The following is a 23,486-nucleotide window of genomic DNA, read 5'->3' as shown; positions in this document are numbered from 1 at the left end:
CTCTTAGAGCAACCATCAGGCAACCAGACATCTGTGTAAATATTCTACGATTTAAATCTAAGTCACTGAAATTAAATACGTAAATCAGCAAAAATAAATTTGCGAGTGGTGTGTAAAAACATAACTCTTATGATATTATTGAGCCTGACATCTCCTCCGAACTTTTCAAATCAGGAGCCGCAATGCGTTTATTCACTCACGCTGCAGCCCTGCTGGCGACAGGCATTTTCTCCGCCAGCGTGAATGCGGACTGTTTTATTAAAGCCGGCGAATGGTATTCCATCGATCCGGACTATCTGCGCGCTATAGCCTGGCAGGAGTCCCGCTATAACCCGGGAGCCATTAATACCAACCGTACGAAAGATGGTAAGCCCGGCAGCAGTGACTATGGGCTCATGCAGATTAATTCGGTCACAATGCGACGCTTACAGAAAGAGTACCCGGGCCTCAGCAAAGAAAAGCTGCTCAGCGAGCCATGTCTGAATATTTATATTGGTGCCATGCTGCTGCGCCGCAATTTCAATCAGTACGGCACAACGTGGCTGGCTGTGGGAATGTACAACGCGGGAATGAAAAACCTGCCGGTAACCGTAACGAACCGCTATAACTATGCGATGCTGATTGATAAACATTACAAGGCCATCAAGTCAGGTAAAATTCCGCGCAAGGCATTCAGCGGCTGAACGGTTTTTGATACTGACGAAGCGCGCAGCCCAGCTTTATCTCTCTGCGCTGCATTTTTTTAAAGACGGCAACGAAGCCCGCGCGCAGAATTACCCGCCCCGGCTCAATGCCGGAAACGGGTAACAGAAGTAACTTCTCTTTTTTTCATAAGCACCGCATGTACTGACACTGCGATGGATTACATTTATCCGTCACCGGTTCAATACCGGTCACGGATAAACTCCGGCCAAAAAAAAGGAGCCCTGCGGCCCCCTGTTCTTTTATTTTATTTCCGCAAGCGTTCGGTTTATCTCACCCTGCACGCCCTGATTGTGCCAGAAGTAATCGCGTCCGACCCTGTATAGCTCGCCGGCGTTAAATCGCGCCAGCGTTATTTCCTCACCTTCCAGACTCCCGCCATATTTTCTAGCGATAATGCCTACTGCCTTTTGCTTCATTTCGTCCGAATAATCCCGATCGGTAAAAACGCAGCCCACGCCCCCATAAATGCGGTTGAACGGAGAGGCACAGGAAACGGACATATCCTGCATGCCGTCAAAATAACTGTCTTTGTACTTATCCGTTACGGCTTTCACCTCTTCCTCTGTCGGACCGTCCGTCCAGTTAATACTTACGCTGTCATAACTGCGCTTACGCACCGAGAATTTAACGCCCGGAAATTTTACCTTCAGCTCTTTGCGGATATTGGATGTCACCTGCACGGCGCCGTTTTTATCCTGCGAGAGCGCGGCATATTCCGGTGCCGTTTTTAAACGCTCGCATTCAGCTGCATAAAGTCGCGCTGCCTCCTCTTTTTCCTTCTGCTTACGGCGTTCTTCAGACTCCGCGTGTTTCACAATGCGCGCCGTCTCTTCCCCGCTTTTTATTTCCGGGAATATGCTCCACTGTTTTCCGTGCAGGATACTTTCAGGCAGCCCGTGCGATATTCCGCCGCTCTCAAACGCAATATCAAACGTGGCATTTCCACCATAAGATATGCAGCCGGAAAGTGACCCGACTGATGCCGGTTTCTGCTCGCCGTGAACGGCAAACACGACACCCCGTCCGCGATTGTAAAGAACTGTGCTGACAACCTGACCGATGACCACTGCCTGCGCATTGTGCATTTTCATTTCAGTTTTCCTTAAATCAGTTGAGACGAAAAAGCGGCCCGCCTTTACAGGCCGCGCAACGTTTTCAGAAGGGGATCTCGTTCAGAGTGGTATCAGCGGCACCGGCAGTTACCTGATTTTTTGGCACCGGATTCAGGGCATTTTCCAGTGAGATGAGCCCGCGCGCGACGTCGCTTGCCTGGTAATAATCCAGTCCCGCGTCACACGCTGCGTGAAAACGGTCAAAAAATTTTTTCGCCTCTTCTGCCATCACCGATGAGGCGCGACGAAGATATTCCCGACAGGCCTCCTGCCATGAAGCTGAGCGGTAAAAAATCTGGCCACGGCTGGCAATGATGTAGCGCTCCGCAGATATGTCGCCTGCGTCATAAATCGCAGTCATCCCCCGGGCTGAACTCGCCATAAGTGGCAGCGCATCATGTCCCGCCGCGATCAGCGCAACGACCTCAGCTTCATCAAGCAGCAGTACATCCGAGCCATAGCTGTCATTGCGGGACGGAAAGTGCTTTCCTTCAGGAGGGATGCCCTTTTCAGCTGTTAGCCAGTCATCCCGCCAGCGGGTATGCAAATCTTTTGCGCTGACCAGAATTTTTTTGCCCTGTGCCACATGAGACATGAATTCTTCGCGGTCCTCTTCAGCAAATCTGATAAAGTCCGATAAGCCAGGAAGCTTAACTGACTGAACCTCCATCCAGCTCTCAGGACTCAACGCAAGAGACAATGCCTCAACCGAACAGATCATTTCATATACCTGCGGAGAAGTGATCGCCCCAATTGAATCAAGCTCATTGACGATTTCTGCGGCATAGCGCGGGCAAAGATAATTAAACTCTCCATCCCCGTTTTCGATACCCATACGCCTTAATGCCAGATTCATCATCAGCTCGCCTTCGGTTTTTGAGAGGGCAATCAACAGAGCTGTTTTACTCTCAGACCAGAGGGCAAACGGATCTTTACCCCATGTTTTGGGAGATTCTGAAGCGGCGACGTTGACGTTTTGTGTGTGCATGCTGGTTCTCCTGTCAGGTGGTTAATTCATGTTTCGGTTAGTTCCTCGCGGCAAAGGGCTGAGAAGCACCGGCAGGCGGCTGTTACCAGGGCGCCAGCGGCGTGCATTTCACCCTGGTAACTGACGAATGACTGTGCTTCGATTTGCCCGACGCGTGGGACGTAACGCAACATGACCACCGTGCCGGCGATGAGCATGCACACACCCCGGACGGCGGCCTTATGCCGGTCCGGTCCTCAGCGGCCACGTCTTTTTGTGGCCAGTGAAGGCGCCGGCGCCAGCCGGCTGCAGGGGTTGACCTGGCCGTTCGCCATCAGACCCTAGCCGCCAGGCCCGGAACGCTTTGCGGTCCGGCGGAGCTTACCGGCACAGCCGGTTAGCGCAGTGGGGCTGACGACCCGGCAACGCCGGGGAGCCGGAGGGGGCCATCAGGCTGTTTATGCTTTTGACCTTCAGGGACAGGAAGCCGGAGAATCAGCTGCAGCACTGCAGCAGCAGAACAAATAGCAGCAGGAAGCAGAGAGAGAAGACCATGAGACAGCGTCCCGGAGAGAGAAAGCGCAGGCGAAGGGAGATGACCGGTGCGTCAGCACCGGTTTTTCCCGGCCCGCAGGGCCGCCCGCCTTTCAGGCGCGCTCAAAGCGGGCAGGATTTCTCCCGCACCACTCTGTAGCCTGCCGGTATGAATTGCGATGTCAGCAGTCGTGATAGTATTCAGTCAGGCGTGATTTAAGTGCACCCTGTACGCCTGACCAGATTTCCTCACCGTTTTCACCGAACAGCGCCAGTACCATTTCTTTTGTCAGCAGCCAGGCAGCGATCACCGCAGCGGGAATTTTCGGACGTGGCGTTGACCAGTCAGTGACGGCGCGGCTTACGTGATCGGCAATACTCAGCGCAAGCCCGTGTACCAGCTCGTAACGCTCATTCTTTGATGCCGGGCAGCTGCGTTCGCTCAGGCTGATCAGAAACTTCATGTCGTCCGCCATGAATTTGGAAAGCCCGCGCGTATTCAGCCTGTCGCCCCACGTTTTACGCTCCGGACGGACAAAAGCCGCCAGCGCGTCCATCACGTCAGGATGTCCCTGCCAGGCGCTATCGACTACGCCCGCCTGCGTTGCCTCCGCCTTCGCCCGCAGCTGCTTCGCCGTCGAAAAGTTATCCCAGCCGCTTTCAAGCGCCGCTTCGCGTAACAGCGCGTCTCTTTCTGCGGCGAGACGACTGATTTCTGCCTCACCGGTGACGTGTGCGTTCCACTCAAGGCTTGCTGCATCCGCCGTCAGCACTTTTCTGTTCTGTTCGTCGCTGATTACGATTGTACGCGGCGAGAAGCTTACCGGCCCCATATCCCGGCCAAAATCGCTGTCCCAGTGGCATTCATCCGCATCGCGCGGTTCCCACTCACCTTCAAGCCATGCTGCGGCGGCAATGTCCATTGCTTCCGCCACCGTCCAGGCGCGCCCCAGATGAACAACGCCCTCTCTCCAGTACGTGCCGTACGTCGGATCGTCCTCCGGGTATTCGGTTTCGCCGTGCGCCATCACGCAATACGGCTTTTCCTGTTCCGCCCAGTGAGCGATGAGTTTGTTACGTGCGGCTTCTGCTTCAGCGACGCAGCTCTTCAGGTCTTCCAGCACCGGCGGCTCTCCCCTACGCCATGCCCCTCTGCACAGGTTTACCGCCAGTGTTCTCACCGAACGCGCCATCTCATACACCCGAGGGGAATTAATGGCCCCCATCTCTGCCAGAGACTTCACGATCACCGCCGCATCCCACGGGCACTCCTCTCGCTCTTCCGTCTCAGTCGTCACGCCCGCGCGCTCCAGCGCGTGATACATCATCAGTTCGCCCTCGGCTTTCGCCAGCTCAACCAGCAGCGCATCTTTTCGGATCAGCCAAAATGCCGATGGGCTGTTATCCCATGTTTTGGGAGATTCTGGCGTGGCGGTGTTGACGTTGACGTTATGTGTGTTCATGGCAGTTCTCCTGTGCGTGTGAGGTTTCATGTTTCGGTCGATCCAGTCGCGGCAAAGGGCAAAGGAGCAACGGCAGGCAGCAGACACAAGGGCGCCGCAGGCGTGCACTTCACCCTTGTGTCTGATGAATGACGGTGCTACGACCAGCCCTCCGCGCCTGGAATGACCGGAACAGCCTCACCTGACGGGGAAACGGGCATGAACACACCCCGGACGGCGGCTCTATGCCGGTCCGGTCCTCAGCGGCCACGTCTTTATGTGGCCAGTGAACGCGCGGGCGCCAGCCCGCTGCAGGGGTTGACCTGGCCGTTCGCCATCAGACCCTAGCCGTCAGGCCCGGAACGCTTCGCGGTCCGGCGGAGCTTACCGGCACAGCCGGTTAGCGCAGTGGAGCTGACGACCCGGCAATGCCGGGGAGCCGGAGGGGGCCATCAGGCTGTTTATGCTTTTGACCTTATGGGACAGGAATCCGGCGAAGCAGCTGCAGCACAGCAGAACAGAGAGCAGCAGGAAGCAGAGAGAGAAGACGGTGAGACAGCGTCCCGGAGAGAGAAAGCGCAGGCGAAGGGAGAGAGACGGTGCGTCAGCACCGTCTGTTCCCGGCCCGCAGGGCCGCCAGGCTTTTACTGCGGAAGAGAAGCCGGCACCTGTGCTGCGCGCCGGCGTTTCTCTGGCTGAGCGGGCTATGTCAGACTTCTGTTGAGCCAATCCAGACGTCATCAAGCCAGGCGTCAGCTCCTGACTCCATCCCCTCTGGCTGTACTTCGCTCAGAAGTAAGTGTGTCCAGCCATTGTCTGGCGCAGCCTGAGTATGAATTATCTGTCCGTCCAGGCTGCGGATGGTAAGTTTGCAGTTTTTGACGGGCATCAGAATATCCGGCTCGCCCGCCCGCTGATCCGTAATGTAATACAGCTGATCCTTAATGAAATTCATAGTGGTGGCTCCTTTTGCTGATGCCGGTCAGGGTACACTGCTTTTTCTTACCAGGACTGCGAGGCCCGGCGCAGTCCCCACTTTATGACTAAACAGCTGTCTGCTTGCTGTCAGCCTTCGCTTATCAGAACGAAATAGCGGTGCCGCTGATCCAGCAAAAACTCTCGCGCCTGCTCGCTTATCCAGGGCCGTGCCGCTTCGGCAGTATAAAGGTTATAAGATGCGCATTCCGCTTCGGTCATAATGTGCCCGGTATAAGTGACATACCCGGCACGCAATGGATTCTTTAGCGCTTCTGCCAGACGTTCATGTGTGTTCATCGCTGTCTCCTTTCCCCTGCAGCGCACTGCAGGGGCGTCAGTATTTACCCTCTCAGGCGGGAAAACTGCCAGTGACAAAACGGGCTGTATTCATCGCCTTTCGGCAGGCTTACCTGCGCGTGTTTCTTCAGGCCTTCATGTTCTGACCAGAACAGCTCCAGCGCCGCCACGTTAAGCAGACCCGCTGCCTTATAGACGTTGGTTGTCTGATATTCGGTGCTTTCCTCATATTCTTCGTCGCCGATCGGGTTTGCTGAATGCACGATGCGGGTTTCATAGGTTTCCGGCGCTGCGCCTGCTTTTGGGGCAAACAAGGCGACAGTGATCAACAGCTTTTCATGCGGATTAATCAGCAGCAGCTCGGTTGCCGACCGGAACCTGCCCGAATCAAATACAGCCTCATCGCGCGTAAACGTTGCCGCCGCCAGATACTCCAGATGCATATTAAAATCACAGCGGAGCGCTGCGGTATTCACGTTGAACTGCGGATAGTTGACGTAAAAAAGATTGCGGCGAAAGGCGCGGCGGATCGCGTCATAGCTGATGTTTTCTGCAGGTTCTGCCTTTGAAAATGATGATTCTTTAGATTCTGGAGCCGTGGTGTTGACGTTCTGCTGTGACATGTTGTTTCTCCCGTGTGGTTGCATGTGATGTTTCTCCGAGTTCCGTCGCCGTGGGGGCAGAACGGGCGCGCGGGCATCAGGCTGAACGCAGGGGGAAACGGCAAAGCCGCAGCCCGAAGGGACCGGGTGCCGCCGTTTAGCGCGCGACCCTTGCGTGAAGACGCCCGGGTGCCAGGTTTCTGCACGGCGAAGGTTCTCGGGAAACGAAACAAAACGCGGAAGGATGAACAGGGCACAGCCCCGGAACGGCACACCACGGTGCCGGGCCGGTCCGCAGCGGCCACGTCTTTTTGTGGCCAGTGAGCGCGCCGGCGCCAGCCGGCTGCAGGGGTGAGCCTTGCCGTTCGCCATCAGACCCTAGCCGTCAGGCCCGGAACGCTTGGCGGTCCGGCGGAGCTTACCGGCTTTGCCGGTTAGCGCAGTGGGGCTTGACGACCCGGCCACGCCGGGGAGCCGGAGGGGGGCATCAGGCTGTTTATGCCGTTGACCTTCTGGGACAGGAAGCCGGCGAAGCAGCTGCAGCACAGCAGAATAGACATCAGCAGGAAGCAGAGAGAGAAAACCGTGAGACAGCGTCCCGGAGAGAGAAAGCGCAGGCGAAGGGAGAGAGCCGGTGCGTCAGCACCGTTTTTTTCCGGCCCGCAGGGCCGCCCGCTTTTCAGACGCGGCCAGTGCAGGCAACAAGCCGGACACGATGCGCCCGGCTTAACAGGATCAGGGTCGGCAAGTCAGCAGCACGGGCAGCGCGAACCGGTCAGTCATTCTGCTGAAGGCGCTCATTTCACCGGCCAGAATGCTGATGTCGAGCATCACGCGCCACAACGGTTCTTCATGCCACTCCCACGGATCGATATGCCTGCATGACACAAACCGCTTCAGCCAGGTCAGAACCAGCGACTGCAGATCGCTTTCACAGATGTCCCGGTCCTGCCAGTGAGCATACCAGCGCCCTGCCGTCTGCGGCGTATGAAACGCCAGCTCCAGCGCCGCCTGCGCCAGGCGATTCCGATAGCGTCTGCGCTTCTGCTCGCGCTCGCGAGCCTCCCGGTTGTTCGCCCTGCTGTGTCGCAGCGTAAGGCGCTTCTCCTGACGCTCAGTAAAACGGGCGGCGGTCAGAGGAAACAGCCGTGAGCCGGTATCCTGCGACAGTGGCGCGGGACAACGCTCGCCGCGTGAGGCGATCAGCATATCGAGCGCGGCCAGATAATCCCGCGCGGGTGGCGCTGCACGATCGCCAGGCGAGTATTCAGGCATAACCCGGCGCAGCTGGTCGGCCTTAATGGTACGTGTCCCGCAGTAATGGCGCATGAACGCGCTGGCGTATGGGTGTCCGCCGCGTGCTGCTCTGCCCTGCAGGCGCTTTTCGACCTCAGCAATCGCCAGACTGATGGCAAGGGAGTACGGGCAGGCCGGAACAAGTGAAAGATGACGGGGAATAGTGTTCATGGGTTTTCTCCTTGTCTGTAATGACCGCCCCGGAGGGCGGTCTGCCGCTGTCAGCCTTCGCTGCCCGTGTCGTCTGTGCTGCCGTTATCTTCTGCCGCAGGCCGCAGGGGTTTCATCCACGCAGGCACCCAGCGGGAGTCTTTCATGACCTCTTCAGCAAACTCAGCCGCGTCGCCCTTCTTCATTTTCTCCGCGTCGCTGGCATTGCCCGTTTTGCCTGCCTCTTTCAGCGCCCCGGCAATCTGCTCTTTACTGATGCGCTTAAAGAAACCCTCAGCGGTCGGCTGCCACCATTCGGCCAGGTCAAAGCCCAGCGCCGTTTCCAGCATGTCGAGGTTGCTGGTCTGGCTGCGCCCATAGACGCGGTCCTGAAAGCAGCACACCGCCGTGGCGCTGCAGAATCCCTGCAGCTGCAATACCTCGTCTGTGGTCCAGCCCATCAGCCAGCGGAAGTCCTGCGACCAGTTTTCAGGGAGCTTTGCCTCCCACTGCGCCTTTTGCGCCTGAAGAAACCGCCAGGCTTTTGTTTCCTCCTTTGCAACCGTTGCGGCAACCAGCGCCGTACTGTTATCCGTGAGGCTGATTTTCATCGGCGTCCCTTCATAGCTGTTATGGCTGAAGGTGCTGCGGCACAGAGTCCAGGTCAGTATGGCAAGCGCGATTTCCGGCTCCGTGCTCAGCGCCGCCTGCACGGCCAGCGAACGCTCGCAGGACATCGAGCGGACCAGCGTCGCGGAGTAGTCTTCGGAAAGGGTCTGCAGATCGCCTTTGTTTTCGGGTTTTTCTTTTTTGGGCAAATCGGCACGACGCTGAACCCCGCGCTGAATGAAGCAGCTGCCGCGCTCAAAGCAGACTATTGCCCCGACCTTATCCTTGTCCGCGCCTGACCAGCTGCGCTTCAGCCCGGTTTCTTCCAGGGCGGCGATCTGCTTTCTCAGCGTCACGTCCAGCGCGTCATCTTCTGAAAGCTTCAGCTGTGCCCGCAGCTCGCTCAACTCGGTGTCTTCTTCCGGCGTCAGCTCCGGGCAGCGCTCCGGCAGCAGGTGATACGTTTTTGTCACCTCGCTGCTCCAGCTCTGTAAACGGCTGTCCATCCTAACCTCTGCCCAGGCAAACCCCTCCTCCTTTTGCACGGCGTCGGCAATCTGCTGCAGTTTCTGCAGCGTCAGCTGCTCGACCAGCGCCGTTTCGATATAGCCCTCGTCCTCACTGCTGAACAGGTCAACGCGAATGGAGCCGCCCGCCGCGAGATAGGCGTCTTTGCCAATGAAGGTAAATCTTGAAGAGTGGCTGATTGCCGTTTCAGAGGAGGTGATCAGCTTACGGATGACGTCAGCAGAAGAGTTGTAATACCCGGAGGCCTGCTCCCACACTTCCAGCTGGCGTTCATGCGTGTCGGCCAGCGCCAGCGCCTGACACTGCTCAAGGGTGATTTTATCGGCGGCCAGCTCGTCCAGGATGGCAGGAGCAAGGTCAGTCAGCTTCAGGCAGCGCTGAACGTGGCGCGAGCTGTAGCCCATCAGATCGCCGATCTGCGCCGGGGTTTTGCCCTCGTCTGCCAGCGCCCGGAAACCGGCAATCTGCTCGGCGGGGTGCATATCCTCACGCTCACCGTTTTCGACCATTGAGGCCGCGCGTGCCAGCTCTTCCGTCACGCGTTTGACCGGGATCAGCTGATCGGGCTGGTACACGCCTTGCGACAGCAACAGCTGCAGGGCGGTGAGACGGCGACCGCCGCAGGCTACGCCAAGCATCCCGTCAGCCATGTCGTGCGCGATCAGGTTATGCAGAAGGCCGACATTTTTGATAGTGGCGGCAAGCGACTCGATGCGCGACTGAACGTAGACCTTACTGCGTACGTTGAGAGGGGAACCCGTCAGGCGCGAGAGTGGGATCATCTCGATGTCTACTTTTTCCAGCGCCTGCTCAACCGCCGCCGCTGCGGCTTTGTCAGCTTTCGCTTTCGCCGGACGACGCGTGGTCTTTGCCTTTAAAGATGATGATTCTTTAGATTCTGAAGCCGTGGTGTTGACGTTCTGCTGTGACATGTTGTGTCTCCCGTGTGGTTTAAGTGATGTTTCTCTGAGTTCCTCGCCGTGAGGGCAGAACGGGCGACCGGGCATCAGGCTGAACGCAGGGGGAAACGGCAAAGCCGCAGCCCGCAGGGACCGGGTGCAGCCGTTTAGCGCGCGACCCTTGCGTGAAGACGCCCGGGTGCCAGGTTTCTGCACGGCGAAGGGGCTCAGGGGAACAAAACACAACGCGGGAGGATGAACAGGGCACGGCCCCGGAACGGCACGCCACGGTGCCGGGCCGGTCCGCAGCGGCCACGTCCTTCTGTGGCCAGTGAACGCGCCGGCGCCAGCCGGCTGCAGGGGTTGACCTGGCCGTTGCCATCAGACCCTAGCCGAAAGGCCCGGAACGCATCGCGGTCCGGCGGAGCTTACCGGCTCTGCCGGTTAGCGCAGCAGGGCTTGACGACCCGGCAACGCCGGGGAGCCGAAGGGGGCCATCAGGGTTTAAATCTGAATGTCCGCTTTGTGCCAGAAGCGGACATTCTAAAGAGCGCGTCGTTACAGATGACGCAGGATGCTTATTTTCGTATGGTAACTGGCAACTTTTAAAAAACCGCACGGGAGAAAGCATGGACAGTCGTCAGGGAAGGTTAAGAATCGCAGCAGGACAGTTTGCTCCGGCGCGCGGCCTTATTGATGAGAATATGCGTTATCACGAAATGTTGATTGAGTCTGCGGCATCGTCGGGCGTTAACCTTATCTTTTTTCCGGAACTTTCTCTGACGGGTTATGAACCAGAAATGGCTGAAGAGCTGGCTTTGGCTGATGAAGGCTGTCTGAGTCCGCTTCAGGTATTGTCTGACAGACACGATATGACGATTATTGTGGGCGCACCGTTGCGTGTAAGAGAGGGAAAACCGGCTATTGGTGCATGGGTGATTTCATCAAAACGGCCTGTTTTCTGTTACCGAAAAATATATCTCCATCCGGGAGAATCCGATTATTTTTCAGCTGGTGATACTGAGTGCGTTTTTAAGGAAAGGTCATTTAATGTCGGCATAGCCATATGCGCAGATGCAGGGCAGCCAGTACATGCAGAACGCACGGTGCAGCAGGGTGCTGAAGTGTATCTGAATGCCGTTTTGAGCGCCGGCGGGTTTGATAAAGATTCAGGGCAGCTGCAAAGCTACGCCAGACTTTACGCCATGCCCACGCTGATGGCCAATTACTGTGGTCCGTCAGGCGGCTGGAAACCGGTCGGAAAAAGCGCCGCATGGGATGCAAGGGGTGAACTTATTGCTCAGGCTCCGGAGGATTGTGCTGCCCTGGTCATCATGGACCTACAGGATGATGGATGCTCCGGGCAGGTGATTTGCCTGCGTAAATAAAAAGAGTGAGTAAGCTTAGCATTTCTCTTTCGCAAGCTCCTCAGCGCTTTTCTGTCATATCAGAGAGGCGCTTTTTTCTTGCTGAACATCAGATCTCCTGTGGTTTGATAGCGTGAAAGGCCAGCGTCTGCTTTTCGCTCATAGCGGACATTGGCCTGCACAACGTCCGCTTTGTGCCAGGAGCGGACGTTGTTATAAATGGCAGGGTTTCAAACGCCAGAACGTTTATTTTATCTTACAACACCTCAATTACCTCGAATTCTTCTGCGATCAGCTCCATATCGTCAGAAAAATGTCCCGTGCAGGTGAAAAACCTCTGATGCTCTTTCTGCCAGTATTCAAGGCTTAAATCGCCTTCACCTTCTTTGCGGGCAAACTCCTCAGTAACATCACAAAAACGCACCAGTTGCATTGAAATCAGTCTGGTTACGCAGGCCGGGACGTTCTGGCCATCAAGGATGATATTATAGCTCCCAATCTTCGGGGCAGGCTCTTCCTGCTGGTAAGAGGTAAGAGATCCGCAGGAGGCCGTTTTGATCCCTCTTTTAATCAGGTCAGCAAGCTTGCTAGCCAGTTCCGGACTGTCACCCATTTGCCAGGCATCTGCGCCTGGATACTTTACTTTTAATACCTCAACTGTAGCCATTAACAGCCCTTTTTAATCGTCGATGACAAATGTCATACAGAGTTTTAACATGAACTTTCCGGACATTAACATTGATGCTTTCCCTCTGCTACTTCGTCCGCTCTTCGCTCATAGCGGACATTAGCCTGACGTCAGTCCGCTTTGTGCCAGAAGCGGACGTTGAAAAATGAAGAGGGAAATAACCTTCTTCCGCTATGTCCTTATTTCTAAAGTCTGGTTGCTGCTTTCAAAGTAGCCTGCCGCCTCTTTTCAATAAATGGCGCAGCCTGTTCCTGTGCTTTTTTTAGCTGTTCCTCAGATGCTGTACGGGGTGAGCCACAGGTAAAGGGAGGTGCGGGGTCGTATTCCATATGCAGCTGAATATTCTGAGCGATATCACTACCGTACATTTCTGACACGACGTTGAGAGCAAAATCTATACCTGAAGTCACACCTGCGCCAGTTATACGGTTGCGATCACGAACTACGCGCTCACTTACTGGCTCTGCACCTAACAAAGCTAGCTGATCCAGAGAAGCCCAGTGTGTAGTTGCTTTGTATCCCCTCAGAAGCCCTGCTGCGCCCAAAACAAGCGACCCAGTGCATACCGAAGTCACAAGCTTTGCTTGTTTACTTTGAGTACGGATAAACGAAAGAACTTCTTCGTCCTCCATCAGGTTTATCTGCCCTGGACCACCCGGGACACAAATTACATCCAGTTCGGGACATGCGTTGAATGTGGTTGTTGGCTGTATAGCCATACCACGATCAGAAACCACGAGGTCCAGGTTTTTCCAGATGAGATGAACCTTGGTATTTGGCGCTCTTACGAAAACTTCATAAGGGCCGGTAAGATCAAGCTGAGTAAGAGCCGGAAACAGGAGCAGCCCGATGGATGTGCATGAAGAATTACTCATAAAAAATCCCTTTAACTTAAAAGGATATACTGTCTTTTCCTTCAGCAAAGGCAACCATTTGTTTAGCGAATAGAAGTGCGCCTAATGAAGACAATGCTTAATCCAGCTGTATTTCAGTAGCGTTAAAAAATTTATTACCAGCCCGAACCAAAATGACTAATGGTAAAACGTCCGCTCCTCGCTCATAGCAGACGTTCATCAAGCTTCTGATTCTAACCTTGCCGTTGCCATCAGACCCTAGCCGTCAGGCCCGGAACGCACCGCGGTCCGGCGGAGCTTACCGGCTCTGCCGGTTAGCGCAGTGGGGCTCGACGACCCGGCAACGCCGGGGAGCCGGAGGGGGCCATCAGGCTGTTTATGCCGTTGACCTTTATGGACAGGAAACCGAAGGAGCAGCTGCAGCGCAGCGCAGGGATTAACAGCAGCAGGAAGCAGAGAGAGAAGGCCGTGAGACAGCATCCCGGAGAGAGAAAGCGCAGGCGAAGGGAGAGTAACCGCCGTGGCGGCGCAGCCGCCGCAGCCGTTATCAGCCGCCGTTGACGTTTGCGGACCCGGCTGGCGACACTAATCCGGCCCCGCTGGCGCGAAGCCGGTAAGGCAGGCGATCAGGCATCAATGCGGACAATCATTGTTGAAACGTCCGTATAAGCAAACGTCCCGCGCGGCAGCGCCTCCTGATGCGTCGCAATATCCTTAAATTCCCGCTGCTGACGCGGACCGTTTGCGCAGACCGCCACCAGGTTACCGCCCGGCGCCAGCATTTTCAGCGCGTGCCGGATGTGCTTCAGATCATCGCCGTGGCGAAAAGGCGGATTCATGATAATCCGGTCATAAACGGGCTGCGGGGCGCAGCTCAGAAAGTCCGCGCAGGTCACGGCCACTTCAGGAAACGTCGCGCTGAGATGTTCAGCCAGCGCCGCGTTCATTTCTACGCACTGGCATATTACCTCCGGCACGGCCGCAAGCACCGCGCGGACAATGGCGCCGGTCCCGGCGCTCGGCTCCAGCACCCTACTACCCGGCCGGATGTCGGCCAGGGTGACAAGCTTCCGGCACACCAGATCGGACGAAACAAACAGCTGTGTATCTGCATGCACCCGGGTAGCGGGCTGCAGGCCGCTGAGTTTCTGCTGCATCTGCGCGATTCGCGCGCTGAGTTCGGTACGCATTTTTCGTTCTCCCGTGCCGGCAACGCCGGCACTTTGTATATTCATCTGTATATACATAAAACCCCGGGCGAGCCGGGGAGCCTGATTTGTCAGCGCGGAACCTCAACCGTTTTCATGTCGGTGATATACACCGGCGACAGGGTGTAGCCCGTGGACATCACACGGCGGATGCGGTAGGCCTTGTGATCGTCGCCGGCCGCTATGCCCTTCACCTGTTTAAAATCGGCGTGCTTTTTGCTCCACTGCTCCTTAGTCATCTGCTCGAAACCTTCGCCCGGATAGTTCACAATCGGCGGGCGCTTCGCGGCCGCCTTCGCCGTTTTTGCTTCCTCTGCGCTGGGCGCTTTATATTCCGTAATGCGATCGGGCGTGATGGTGATGACGGCACCGTTTCCCCGTGACATAAATGAATACTCAGGCGTCACCAGCGAGCTGATTTTTCCGCCGCTGCGGTTTACGCGGATGATGGTCAGCCACTCCCCGCGGCTTTTAACCTGGCCGCCCGGCACCATTTCGGTATCTGAGGCCAGCACGCCGCCGTGTTCGTCCAGCATGGCGCGCTCGTAGGCGATGCGGTTGCGGTAGTGCGCGGTCCAGCGGCTCAAGCGCGCGATGGTGCGTTCATGGCACGGAATGCAGATGTCCCGGGCCTGTTCGGCGGTAATAATGTCGTCGTCGAGGGCTGACCAGATGCTGCGGCTGCCTTCATACTGGCTTTTCTCCGGCGGGCGCGGGTACTTCTCCAGGGTAAAGCAGCAGTGAAGGTGATCGACGCCTGCAATAACAAGGGCCATTGCCCGGTCAAGGTTCGCGGACGACCAGAGTTTAATAAATTTCTGCACGTCCTGAAGCCGGCGCTCAGCCTTACGCAGATCGGCCTCAATCTTTTTAATCCGGCGCCAGCGCACGTCCGGGCGCTCCTTGTAAGCTGCGTGACGCAGTGACGCCTCTGCCCGGCGCTCCCAGTATTCAGACGTTTCAAACAGGCTGACCGCGCGGCGCATGCCGTTTTCAATTTTCTGCGCGTGCTTACGGGCGCGGCGCTCGCTGTGGTGTCCGACGAGAATCGGCTGCCCGAAGGGAATGGCCGAAGCCAGGCTGTCTACGGCGGCCAGCGCCTGCCCTGACTCGGCGGCGCGCTTTTCGCTGTACTCTTCAAACCGTTCCGCGCGCTCCTCCTGCCGGTCAAAGAGCGACTGATCTTCATCCTCAATTTCGCCGGCCAGCTCAATCAGCAGATCTTCGCGATCGGGCGTCCACATTGGCGCCACAAAGAGCGCCTGACGCGGCGCATACTTAAAGCCTGCATCCTTGACGCGCTTATACGTCTCCTCATCGAGGCGGTGCAGTGGGTACAGACGCAGCTTGTTGTCATCCGGCGAATACGTTGCGCGGTAGTTTTCGCAGTTAAAAAAAGATGATTCTTTAGATTCTGGAGCCGTGGTGTTGACGTTCTGCTGTGACATGTTGTTTCTCCCGTGTGGTTGCATGTGATGTTTCTCCGAGTTCCGTCGCCGTGGGGGCAGAACGGGCGACCGGGCATCAGGCTGAACGCAGGGGGAAACGGCAAAGCCGCAGCCCGAAGGGACCGGGTGCCGCCGTTTAGCGCGCGACCCTTGCGTGAAGACGCCCGGGTGCCAGGTTTCTGCACGGCGAAGGGACCCGGGAAACGAAACACAACGCGGAAGGATGAACAGGGCACAGCCCCGGAACGGCACACCCCGGTGCCGGTCCGGTCCGCAGCGGCCACGTCCTTTTGTGGCCAGTGAGCGCGCCGGCACAGCCGGCTGCAGGGGTTGACCTTGCCGTTCGCCATCAGACCCTAGCCGACAGGCCCGGAACCCGCAGGGGTTCGGCGGAGCTTACCGGCTTTGCCGGTTAGCGGAGTAGGGCTCGACGACCCGGCAACGCCGGGGAGCCGGAGGGGGCCATCAGGCTGTTAATGCCGTTGACCTTCAGATACAGGAAACCGGAGAAGCAGCTGCAGCACAGCAGAACCGAGAGCAGCAGGAAGCATGGAGAGAAGACCGGGAGACAGCATCCCGGAGAGAGAAAGCGCAGGCGAAGGGAGGTGACCGGTGCGTCAGCACCGGTTACTTCCGGCCCGCAGGGCCGCCGGGGTTTTATGCGATGCCGGCAGCGCGTTCATGCGGATCAGGACGAAAGCCGATTCAGGCAGGCGCGGGCCTGCCTGTGTTTAATTACTTACGGACGGAAGCTCAGCAGCCTGGCTATCAGCCCTCTGGGAGCTTCCGGGCCGGCGGGCGTAAAGAGCGGTGCAGCATCCACGCGGGCGCGTATCGCCAGCTGATCGACCACGTCATTCCATGCCCACTCTTCGTCATCAGGCTCTGACACCACATAGCAGCGCAGCGTATGGCCAGAGGCCGCTGCAATGCTGCGCGCGAGGTTCAGCAACCAGGGTGCTCCTTCGCCCGGGCAGGCGTCAGTGATGAACTGCCCGTTAATGTAAAACGCCTCGGCGCCCGTGTTCAGCGTTATGTGACAGCACGGGCCCAGCACGCGCACAATCTCACCCTGCGATACCGGAAATGCATTACTCATACCTTTCATGCCTGACCTCCCTGTAATTTTCTGACCGTGGCCATAAAGCATGGCCAGTCACTGAACCGCATCGCCTGCATGCTGGCAGGTCTGCCCTCGCGGTAAGCCTGCGCAAAACGCTGCGCCTGCGCTTCAACTTTCTTACTGTAACGCATCAGTTAACTCCTTCGCTTCTGCTTTAACCGGCGCGTTTGCTGCCGCGCCGGTGCTTCTGACTGCATGACTGGCGTGTTTTACCAGTCGTAAGTTACAAAACCCGGCTGGATGTCTGCGTCGCGGTCGAAATGGAACATGCGCGTGCCGGACAGCCGTGAGACCGTCTCCAGCAGGTAACAGAGGCTTTCTGAAATACCCTGATTACGCAGCCACCGGAGCCTGTCTCCGTTCATGTCGAGACATATAAGGTGCCCATAGCCGGTATCGTGTATCCACATCCACGCCTCGTCCCCTTTCTCTGAACGACGTGAGAGCCAGTAAATCCGATCGCTGTCTTCCAGGGACATGTGCGCGGTGCTCAATATCAGGCATTTTTCGATGCTGGTGGCTGCCTGCCCTTCCCCCCATCTTTCCGAGGGTTCCTGAGCGGCGGTGTTGACGTTCTGTGTGTGCATTCCGATTCTCCTTTAGGTTGGTTAACTCATCTCTCGTCGGGACCTTTCGCGGCAAAGGGCGTGCACGCGACGGCGATCGGACAAAGCAGGGCCGGCGAAGCCGTACACTTCAGCCTTGCTTTTTCCGGACGACGTTGCGAAACCCGGCCCTTCGCGAGAGAGCCGGTGAGAGATGACCAACAGTACAGAAAGGGAATGCACATGCCCGGCGCGCCGTTAAGGCGTGACGACATGAAAGCGGCGGCGGAAGTATGCCGGCGCGGTGAAGGCGCGGGCGCAGGCCCGCTGCAGCAGTTGTCTGTTAAAGCCATCAGACCCTAGCCTGCAGGCCCGGAACGCAACGCGGTCCGGCGGAGCTTACCGGCTCTGCCGGTTAGCGCAGTGGGGGTGACGACCCGGCAGCGCCGGGGAGCCGAAGGGGGCCATCAGGCTGTTCATGCTGTTAACCTTCATCAACCAAAAGCCGGAAAATATTCTGCAGTACAGCAGCTGGAAGCATAAAGAGAAGGCCGGGAGACAGCGTCCCGGAGAGAGAAAGCACAGGCGACGGAAGATAACCGGGGCGTCAGCACCGGTTTTACCTGGTCCACAGAGCCACCCGTTTCTGGCGAGAGGCGTCTGTTCAGAAATTAGCGGCAGAAAGTGTGCTGAGGTTCATATTAAGTTTCACTGTGATTGTCAGGTAAGCCTTACTGGCTGCTTTTGTCTGACTATGAAAAAATGGCGAACTGAATTTCAGGACAACAGAGGGACGTGTATGTCGGCTTTTCATAACTGGTTACTTCAGATTGCAGGCGGAAATTACTTTCTTTATATCAAACGTCTTTCCGCTAATGACACCGGCGCCACCCGGAGCCATCAGGTCGGGCTTTATATCCCTTCCGGTATTGTTGAAAAGCTCTTTCCGTCTATAAACCACACCCGCGACCTTAACCCTTCGGTCTTTCTCACCACACATGTGTCATCTCATGACTGTCCGGACAGCGAGGCCCGGGCGATTTATTACAACAGCCGTCACTTTGGCAAAACCCGGAATGAGAAACGTATCACACGCTGGGGAAGAGGCAGCCCGCTTCAGGACCCTGAAAACACCGGGGCCCTGACGATTCTGGCCTTCAGGCTTGATGAGCGCGGCGGGGACAGTACGGCTGCAGACATCTGGGTCTGCGTCAGCCCGGACGAAGAGGACGTTATCGAGACCGCTATCGGTGAAGTGTTCCCCGGCACGCTAATATCCGGGCCTGCCGATCGCATTCTGGGCGGCCTGTCTCTGCAGCAGGCGACCGTTAATCATAAATACGTTATCCCGGCGGACTGGCAGCAACGCTTCCCGTCAGGAAGTGAAATCATTGAGTATGCCGCCGGGCATTACGTGAAAAATTCACACGATCCGGATGAGCAGCTTGTTGACCGCCGGCGCGTCGAGTACGACATCTTTCTGCTGGTTGAGGAACTCCACGTTCTGGACATCATCCGCAAAGGATTTGGCTCCGTGGATGAATTCATTGCACTGGCCAACTCCGTCAGTAATCGCCGTAAGTCCCGGGCCGGTAAGTCACTGGAGCTGCATCTGGAGCATCTTTTCATAGAGCACGGGCTACGGCATTTCGCTACGCAGGCAGTCACAGAGGGGAACAAAAAGCCCGACTTTTTGTTCCCCTCCGCCGAGGCTTATCACGACGCTGAGTTCCCTGCAGACAATCTGCGCATGCTGGCCGTCAAAACCACCTGTAAAGACCGCTGGCGCCAGATACTGAATGAAGCCCACAGAATTTCTCCGGTTCACCTGTTTACGCTGCAGGAAGGGGTGTCACAGGCGCAGTACAGGGAAATGCAGGCGGAAGGGGTCAGGCTGGTCGTGCCGTCGTCCTTACATAAAAAATACCCGGAAGCGGTAAGGGCAGAATTAATGACGCTGGGCGCCTTTATTGCCGAGTTGACAGGGCTTTACGCCGATCTTCCCTGAATAATCTCCCGGCATACCCTGCCGGGAGACGCACTCAGATGTTTTCTGCCTTCTCAGCATCGGCAGAAACGGCTTTCAGGATGTAAGGTTCCAGCAGTCTCGCAACCGCTTCAAACACAGGAACCACTACGGAGTTCCCGAACTGACGGTAAGACTGCGTGTCCGATACCGGAATACGGAAAGGTTTTCCGTCGGGCTTCTCGAAGCCCATGAGGCGCGCGCACTCACGCGGCGTCAGCCTGCGTGGACGATGCGCCTGATTTTCTTCATTCGCGAAATCTGTTTCACCCGTAGCCATATCCCAGCCGCGATCAATCAGAATTTCAGAACCGTCTTTGTGATAGCGGGCCGAAAGCGTACGGGCAACGCTTTCCCTGTTTTCAGGGTTGACCAGACCAAAACCGAAGCCGTTCCCCTTAGCAGCGTGCTTTTTGGCGTAATTGTAGAGATACTCCCAGAGCTTCGGCGTCAGGATATATTTGCTGTCAACCACGGGCTCCAGCAGCTCGCCAAATGACGGTCGCTGTTCCGGATAAAAACGACTGACGTCCCGCAGGGTAAAACCCTGATGAATATTCAAATCGCGACGGAAACCGACCAGCACGATGCGTTCACGGTGCTGAGGCAGGAAATGCTTTCCGTCGATGACTTTCGGATCGCTTTTGCCCATGTCAGCCGCATCCGCCACTTCATAACCCAGCTCGTCCAGGGTCTCCATAATGACTTTAAAGGTTTTACCCTTGTCATGGCTCTTCAGGTTTTTGACGTTTTCCAGCACAAAGACAGCCGGCTTTTTGGCGCGGATAATGCGCGCGACATCAAAGAAAAGCGTTCCCTGCGCTTCACATTCGAAACCGTGCGCCCGGCCGAGTGAATTTTTCTTGCTTACGCCAGCCAGGCTAAACGGCTGACACGGGAAACCGGCCAGAAGTACATCATGATCCGGCACGTGCTCGTCAATGTAGGCATAAGCATCGGTTTCGGGTACGTCAGGTTTGTCACTGAGCGTCACCTCCCGAATGTCGAGATTAAACGTGTGCGCCTGCTCATCGTTAAACCAGTTGGCTTTATACGTGCGCACAGCCTCTTTATTCCATTCGCTGGTAAACACGCACTGACCGCCGATGGCCTCAAACCCTTTTCGTATACCGCCAATGCCGGCAAACAGGTCAATAAACCGGAAGGCATAGTCCGGGTGATGCGCAGGCGCTTCCGGCAGCATTTTTCGCAGAAGCGCTTCTTCTGCTGACGTCAGCGACTTTGGCGGGCACTTACCATTTATCCAGCGATTAAGCGTCTCGCGACTCCACTCATTTTTACCGACTTTTCTGAGCAGCTCTGCTACGTATTTCTGGTCATAGATTTCCAGTACCTGCCCGATGAGCTTTTTGTCGTTTTCCTGACGTAGTTGTTCTTCCACGGCTGCTTTTTCAAGCAGATCCTGTGCCAGTAATTCAAATTCAGACATATTGCCTCCAATGGGTCTTATGGGTGAAACTCTATCACTCATATGACCCAGAGGGAAAGAATTAATCTGGATATTTAAACAGTGTCATGTCAGAACGCCTGATGAACACTCAATGGTCTGGTCTCAGATAACACTTTGCAGAGGGCAGCCAGACACAGTGAAAATTAAGCCGTGACCATGCCTTTTCCAGCTATGCGAGTTATTCCTAATTATCCCTCAGTAGCGGGTTTATTCACGACGCAACACATTAACTTCGCTAAGATGTTTCTGACCCTCACAGGGAGAAATAATCCTTATCTCCCTCGCCCCATCCCCCCGGGGCTGTAATCCGTTTAAAACCCGCTCAGGCGGGTTCTTTTTGAAATGCAAAAAAAAGACGATGCCGTGAAGCATCGTCAAAACGGATTTGCCATCAATGTGTATCCCTGGTGAAGGATTTGAACACTATCGGCGCCACAGCCTAAAACATTAACAGGTCTGACCGGTCGAGATATTCTGTCTTCATGCAGGCGCACAGTTGACTGACAGAATGCTCTCTATTCTCAATCAGTCCGGGCACTCTGGCGCCACACCCACGTCATATCCAGCAGATCGTTCACCCGTACACCACGACGCCGCCAGTGCGAGTACCATTGCCGGTATGTGCGAACTGACTGGCTGGCCAGCGCCGTTTCGGCCTCACAGATAAGTCTTTCCAGCGCTTCAGCCTGGTGCATCATTGCCAGTGAAATTCGTCGTTCTGACGCTACAGAAGCGGGCCGCCCGGTATTCTCAGGCAGGCTCAGCAACGTGAGTACAGGGGGGCATGCGTTATCCTTTCTTGCTGCCATCCTCGCCTGGGCTACAGACTGCGCAGGGCGTGAAAATACATTGTGCAGCCTGCAGACCCTGTGCCGCTGCGGATAAAGGGGAGGCGCTGCAGGTACTATCATGACGGTATTCATACGCGCGCTCCTTTTCTGCCCAGTACCGCCACGATTTCCGCTGGCGTAATGCCCGCTGAGACCATCTCTTCAATGCGCGTCAGCAGCCGGCCGATGCTTTCCGGCTCAAACTGTTCGGTGTTCAGAACGTACAGCCCTGTGTGATCGGGATTTATCCAGATAAGCCCGTGCCAGAACGGCGACTCGCTGCCCGGGCTCAGGATGTCGAGCGTGACGAGCGGATTTTTTCGGTGCGTCAGGCGGAGATGAACCGGGAACACCCCGCCCCACTCTCCCCGGCATTCGCAGTCAGTAAGCCAGGCATTACTGAGCTGCAGGGCATTCAGTACGGTCCCGCACAGCCGCCGGCGAAACGCCTCACCGCGCGCGCTGTAGGCCTCAAAGTCGCCCGGCGTGAATGCCTTAAGACGTTGCAGTGTCACGCTTTCATCGCGTGTCAGTTCGCTACCGCAGCAGCTGCGGTAGCCGCCGCGCTGGCGGCCGTAATACGCGGAGGTCTTGCCGTTACGAATTTTTTCTTTAGACTGAGTCGCTGACATATCGAGTTCCTCATAATTTGATTGTCATGCCCTGCGCGGAGTGACAGCTCCGCCAGGGCAACCATCCCGGCCGTTCCGGCCGCATTTCTGCTTCGTTTACCTGCTGTTTTCACCTGATTCGCTGCCTCGCGTGAGCAAAGCCGCGTCATTCAGAACGGGATGTCGTCGTCAAAATCTGCCGGCGGATAATTACCCTGCGGCGGTGCCTGAGGTTCCGGCTGCGGCTGATCCGCGCTGCGACCGCCCTTACCGCCTTTGCCGCCGTTACCTTTTGCTGCAGGCGGCTGCTGAGGCTGAGCGTTTTGCTGCCCGCTGAACTGCTGTCCGGTCTGTCCGCCGGCGCCACTGCCACGCCCGCCCAGCATCTGCATGGTGCCGCCAACGTTCACCACGACTTCCGTGGTGTATTTGTCCTGTCCATCCGAGCCCTGCCATTTACGCGTGCGCAGCTGGCCCTCGATGTAGACCTGCGAACCTTTCCGCAGGTACTTCCCGGCCACCTCCGCGAGCTTTCCGAACAGCACCACGCGATGCCACTCCGTGACCTCTTTGCTCTCGCCGGTCTGCTTGTCGCGCCAGCTTTCCGACGTCGCCAGCGTGATGTTTGCGACGGCGCCGCCGTTTGGCATGTAGCGCATCTCGGGTCCCTGCCCCAGATTGCCGACCAGAATGACCTTGTTGACGCCCCGTGAAGCCATGTTCGTTCTCCTCATGCAGTTGGGTTTTAAACCACGTCACCCGTTGAGTTTCGGGAGCCGCGGTGTTGACGTTTTGTGGAAATCGGCTGGTTTTTTCCTCCGGTATTCACTTCACCCGTTTGAGATCCTTCGCCGCGAGGGCGTAAACCAGCGCGGGTGACGGCAGGCGTCCAGGGCGACGGGGACATTTATTTCCGGTCTGGCGCAGTGGCCGGAAATAAATTTTCCCGGCGTTCACTTCACCCTGGAGGACCACGGCGCCTGTGCTTGTCTCAGCCCCGGCGAAAGGACTTAAACCGGTGAAGTCCGGCGGAAAAGCACAGCACGATGCAGCGGCAACGGCGGCTGAGCGGCAGCGAAACGGCGTTGCGCCTCAGAGCGACGGCGGATTCAGGCCGTCGCGGTTCGCGCCAGCCTGTGGGCTGGCTGCAGCCCCTGCCCTGCCGTGTATGTGTCTGGTCCGGGTTTTATGCGGTA

21 protein-coding genes are annotated in these 23,486 nt (G+C 56.7%); 3 read left to right on the top strand and 18 right to left on the bottom strand.

What is annotated here, in order from left to right; all coding sequences use genetic code 11:
* Positions 1–182: 182 nt before the first annotated feature.
* Entirely contained in the window at positions 183–683 is a 501-nt protein-coding gene (locus PVE98_RS23375; protein WP_069729369.1) for a lytic transglycosylase domain-containing protein, read from the top strand.
* 261 nt (positions 684–944) lie between these two features.
* Here the strand turns inward: PVE98_RS23375 and PVE98_RS23370 are convergent, their stop codons facing one another.
* The 8 genes from PVE98_RS23370 to PVE98_RS23335 all read right to left on the bottom strand — a co-directional run bounded on the left by PVE98_RS23370 (position 945) and on the right by PVE98_RS23335 (position 10,152).
* Positions 945–1,796 carry an LPD29 domain-containing protein gene (locus PVE98_RS23370; RefSeq protein WP_069729370.1) on the bottom strand — a complete coding sequence of 284 codons (852 nt, stop codon included), beginning with the start codon at positions 1,794–1,796 and terminating at the stop codon, positions 945–947.
* A gap of 64 nt (positions 1,797–1,860) precedes the next feature.
* The gene (locus PVE98_RS23365) at positions 1,861–2,805 is read right to left on the bottom strand and encodes a hypothetical protein (RefSeq protein WP_069729371.1); all 945 of its coding nucleotides are present in this window, start codon (positions 2,803–2,805) and stop codon (positions 1,861–1,863) included.
* Positions 2,806–3,500: 695 nt separating this feature from the next.
* Complete coding sequence (locus PVE98_RS23360; protein WP_069729372.1) at positions 3,501–4,781, bottom strand: hypothetical protein; 1,281 nt, start codon at positions 4,779–4,781, stop codon at positions 3,501–3,503.
* Between the two features lie 688 nt (positions 4,782–5,469).
* Positions 5,470–5,715 (bottom strand): hypothetical protein, encoded by a 246-nt coding sequence (locus PVE98_RS23355; protein WP_069729374.1) that lies wholly within the window; start codon positions 5,713–5,715, stop codon positions 5,470–5,472.
* A 110-nt stretch (positions 5,716–5,825) separates the two neighbouring features.
* A complete protein-coding gene (locus PVE98_RS23350; RefSeq protein ID WP_069729375.1) occupies positions 5,826–6,035 on the bottom strand; it encodes a hypothetical protein in 210 nt (69 codons plus the stop codon).
* 44 nt (positions 6,036–6,079) lie between these two features.
* Positions 6,080–6,658, bottom strand: coding sequence for a hypothetical protein (locus tag PVE98_RS23345; protein ID WP_069729376.1), 579 nt, complete (start codon positions 6,656–6,658; stop codon positions 6,080–6,082).
* A gap of 714 nt (positions 6,659–7,372) precedes the next feature.
* Entirely contained in the window at positions 7,373–8,104 is a 732-nt protein-coding gene (locus tag PVE98_RS23340) for a plasmid SOS inhibition protein A (RefSeq protein ID WP_069729377.1), read from the bottom strand.
* Positions 8,105–8,154: 50 nt separating this feature from the next.
* Complete coding sequence (locus PVE98_RS23335; protein WP_069729378.1) at positions 8,155–10,152, bottom strand: ParB/RepB/Spo0J family partition protein; 1,998 nt, start codon at positions 10,150–10,152, stop codon at positions 8,155–8,157.
* 596 nt (positions 10,153–10,748) lie between these two features.
* Here PVE98_RS23335 and PVE98_RS23330 point away from each other — a divergent pair.
* A complete protein-coding gene (locus PVE98_RS23330) occupies positions 10,749–11,507 on the top strand; it encodes a carbon-nitrogen hydrolase family protein (protein WP_069729379.1) in 759 nt (252 codons plus the stop codon).
* A 235-nt stretch (positions 11,508–11,742) separates the two neighbouring features.
* Here PVE98_RS23330 and PVE98_RS23325 read toward each other — a convergent pair whose 3' ends face one another.
* The 7 genes from PVE98_RS23325 to PVE98_RS23295 form a co-directional block, all read right to left on the bottom strand.
* Positions 11,743–12,153, bottom strand: coding sequence for an ASCH domain-containing protein (locus PVE98_RS23325; RefSeq protein WP_069729380.1), 411 nt, complete (start codon positions 12,151–12,153; stop codon positions 11,743–11,745).
* Between the two features lie 206 nt (positions 12,154–12,359).
* The gene (locus PVE98_RS23320; RefSeq protein WP_069729381.1) at positions 12,360–13,049 is read right to left on the bottom strand and encodes a DJ-1/PfpI family protein; all 690 of its coding nucleotides are present in this window, start codon (positions 13,047–13,049) and stop codon (positions 12,360–12,362) included.
* 605 nt (positions 13,050–13,654) lie between these two features.
* Positions 13,655–14,218 carry a methyltransferase gene (locus tag PVE98_RS23315; protein ID WP_069729383.1) on the bottom strand — a complete coding sequence of 188 codons (564 nt, stop codon included), beginning with the start codon at positions 14,216–14,218 and terminating at the stop codon, positions 13,655–13,657.
* 89 nt (positions 14,219–14,307) lie between these two features.
* On the bottom strand, positions 14,308–15,684 hold the full coding sequence (locus PVE98_RS23310; protein ID WP_069729384.1) for a DUF3560 domain-containing protein: 1,377 nt from the start codon (positions 15,682–15,684) through the stop codon (positions 14,308–14,310).
* Positions 15,685–16,423: 739 nt separating this feature from the next.
* Positions 16,424–16,783, bottom strand: a complete 360-nt coding sequence (locus PVE98_RS23305; protein WP_159222885.1) for a hypothetical protein — start codon at positions 16,781–16,783, stop codon at positions 16,424–16,426.
* 5 nt (positions 16,784–16,788) lie between these two features.
* Positions 16,789–16,938, bottom strand: a complete 150-nt coding sequence (locus PVE98_RS23300) for a succinate dehydrogenase flavoprotein subunit (RefSeq protein ID WP_122983639.1) — start codon at positions 16,936–16,938, stop codon at positions 16,789–16,791.
* Positions 16,939–17,016: 78 nt separating this feature from the next.
* Positions 17,017–17,394: a DUF5983 family protein gene (locus PVE98_RS23295; RefSeq protein ID WP_069729386.1), complete on the bottom strand. Its 378-nt coding sequence runs from the start codon at positions 17,392–17,394 to the stop codon at positions 17,017–17,019.
* Between the two features lie 757 nt (positions 17,395–18,151).
* Here PVE98_RS23295 and PVE98_RS23290 point away from each other — a divergent pair.
* Positions 18,152–19,360, top strand: coding sequence for a type II restriction endonuclease (locus PVE98_RS23290; protein ID WP_069729401.1), 1,209 nt, complete (start codon positions 18,152–18,154; stop codon positions 19,358–19,360).
* 34 nt (positions 19,361–19,394) lie between these two features.
* On the opposite strand, the gene PVE98_RS23285 is transcribed toward PVE98_RS23290, so the two are convergent.
* The 3 genes from PVE98_RS23285 to PVE98_RS23275 all read right to left on the bottom strand — a co-directional run bounded on the left by PVE98_RS23285 (position 19,395) and on the right by PVE98_RS23275 (position 23,009).
* The gene (locus PVE98_RS23285) at positions 19,395–20,828 is read right to left on the bottom strand and encodes a DNA cytosine methyltransferase (protein ID WP_069729387.1); all 1,434 of its coding nucleotides are present in this window, start codon (positions 20,826–20,828) and stop codon (positions 19,395–19,397) included.
* A gap of 940 nt (positions 20,829–21,768) precedes the next feature.
* Complete coding sequence (locus PVE98_RS23280; protein WP_069729388.1) at positions 21,769–22,311, bottom strand: conjugation system SOS inhibitor PsiB family protein; 543 nt, start codon at positions 22,309–22,311, stop codon at positions 21,769–21,771.
* A 149-nt stretch (positions 22,312–22,460) separates the two neighbouring features.
* Positions 22,461–23,009 carry a single-stranded DNA-binding protein gene (locus PVE98_RS23275; RefSeq protein WP_069729389.1) on the bottom strand — a complete coding sequence of 183 codons (549 nt, stop codon included), beginning with the start codon at positions 23,007–23,009 and terminating at the stop codon, positions 22,461–22,463.
* Positions 23,010–23,486 lie beyond the last annotated feature (477 nt).

The sequence above is a fragment of the Pantoea sp. GABEPS69 genome, assembly GCF_045780835.1.
Taxonomy (GTDB): domain Bacteria; phylum Pseudomonadota; class Gammaproteobacteria; order Enterobacterales; family Enterobacteriaceae; genus Pantoea; species Pantoea septica.
This window is presented reverse-complemented; position numbering and strand designations above follow the sequence as displayed.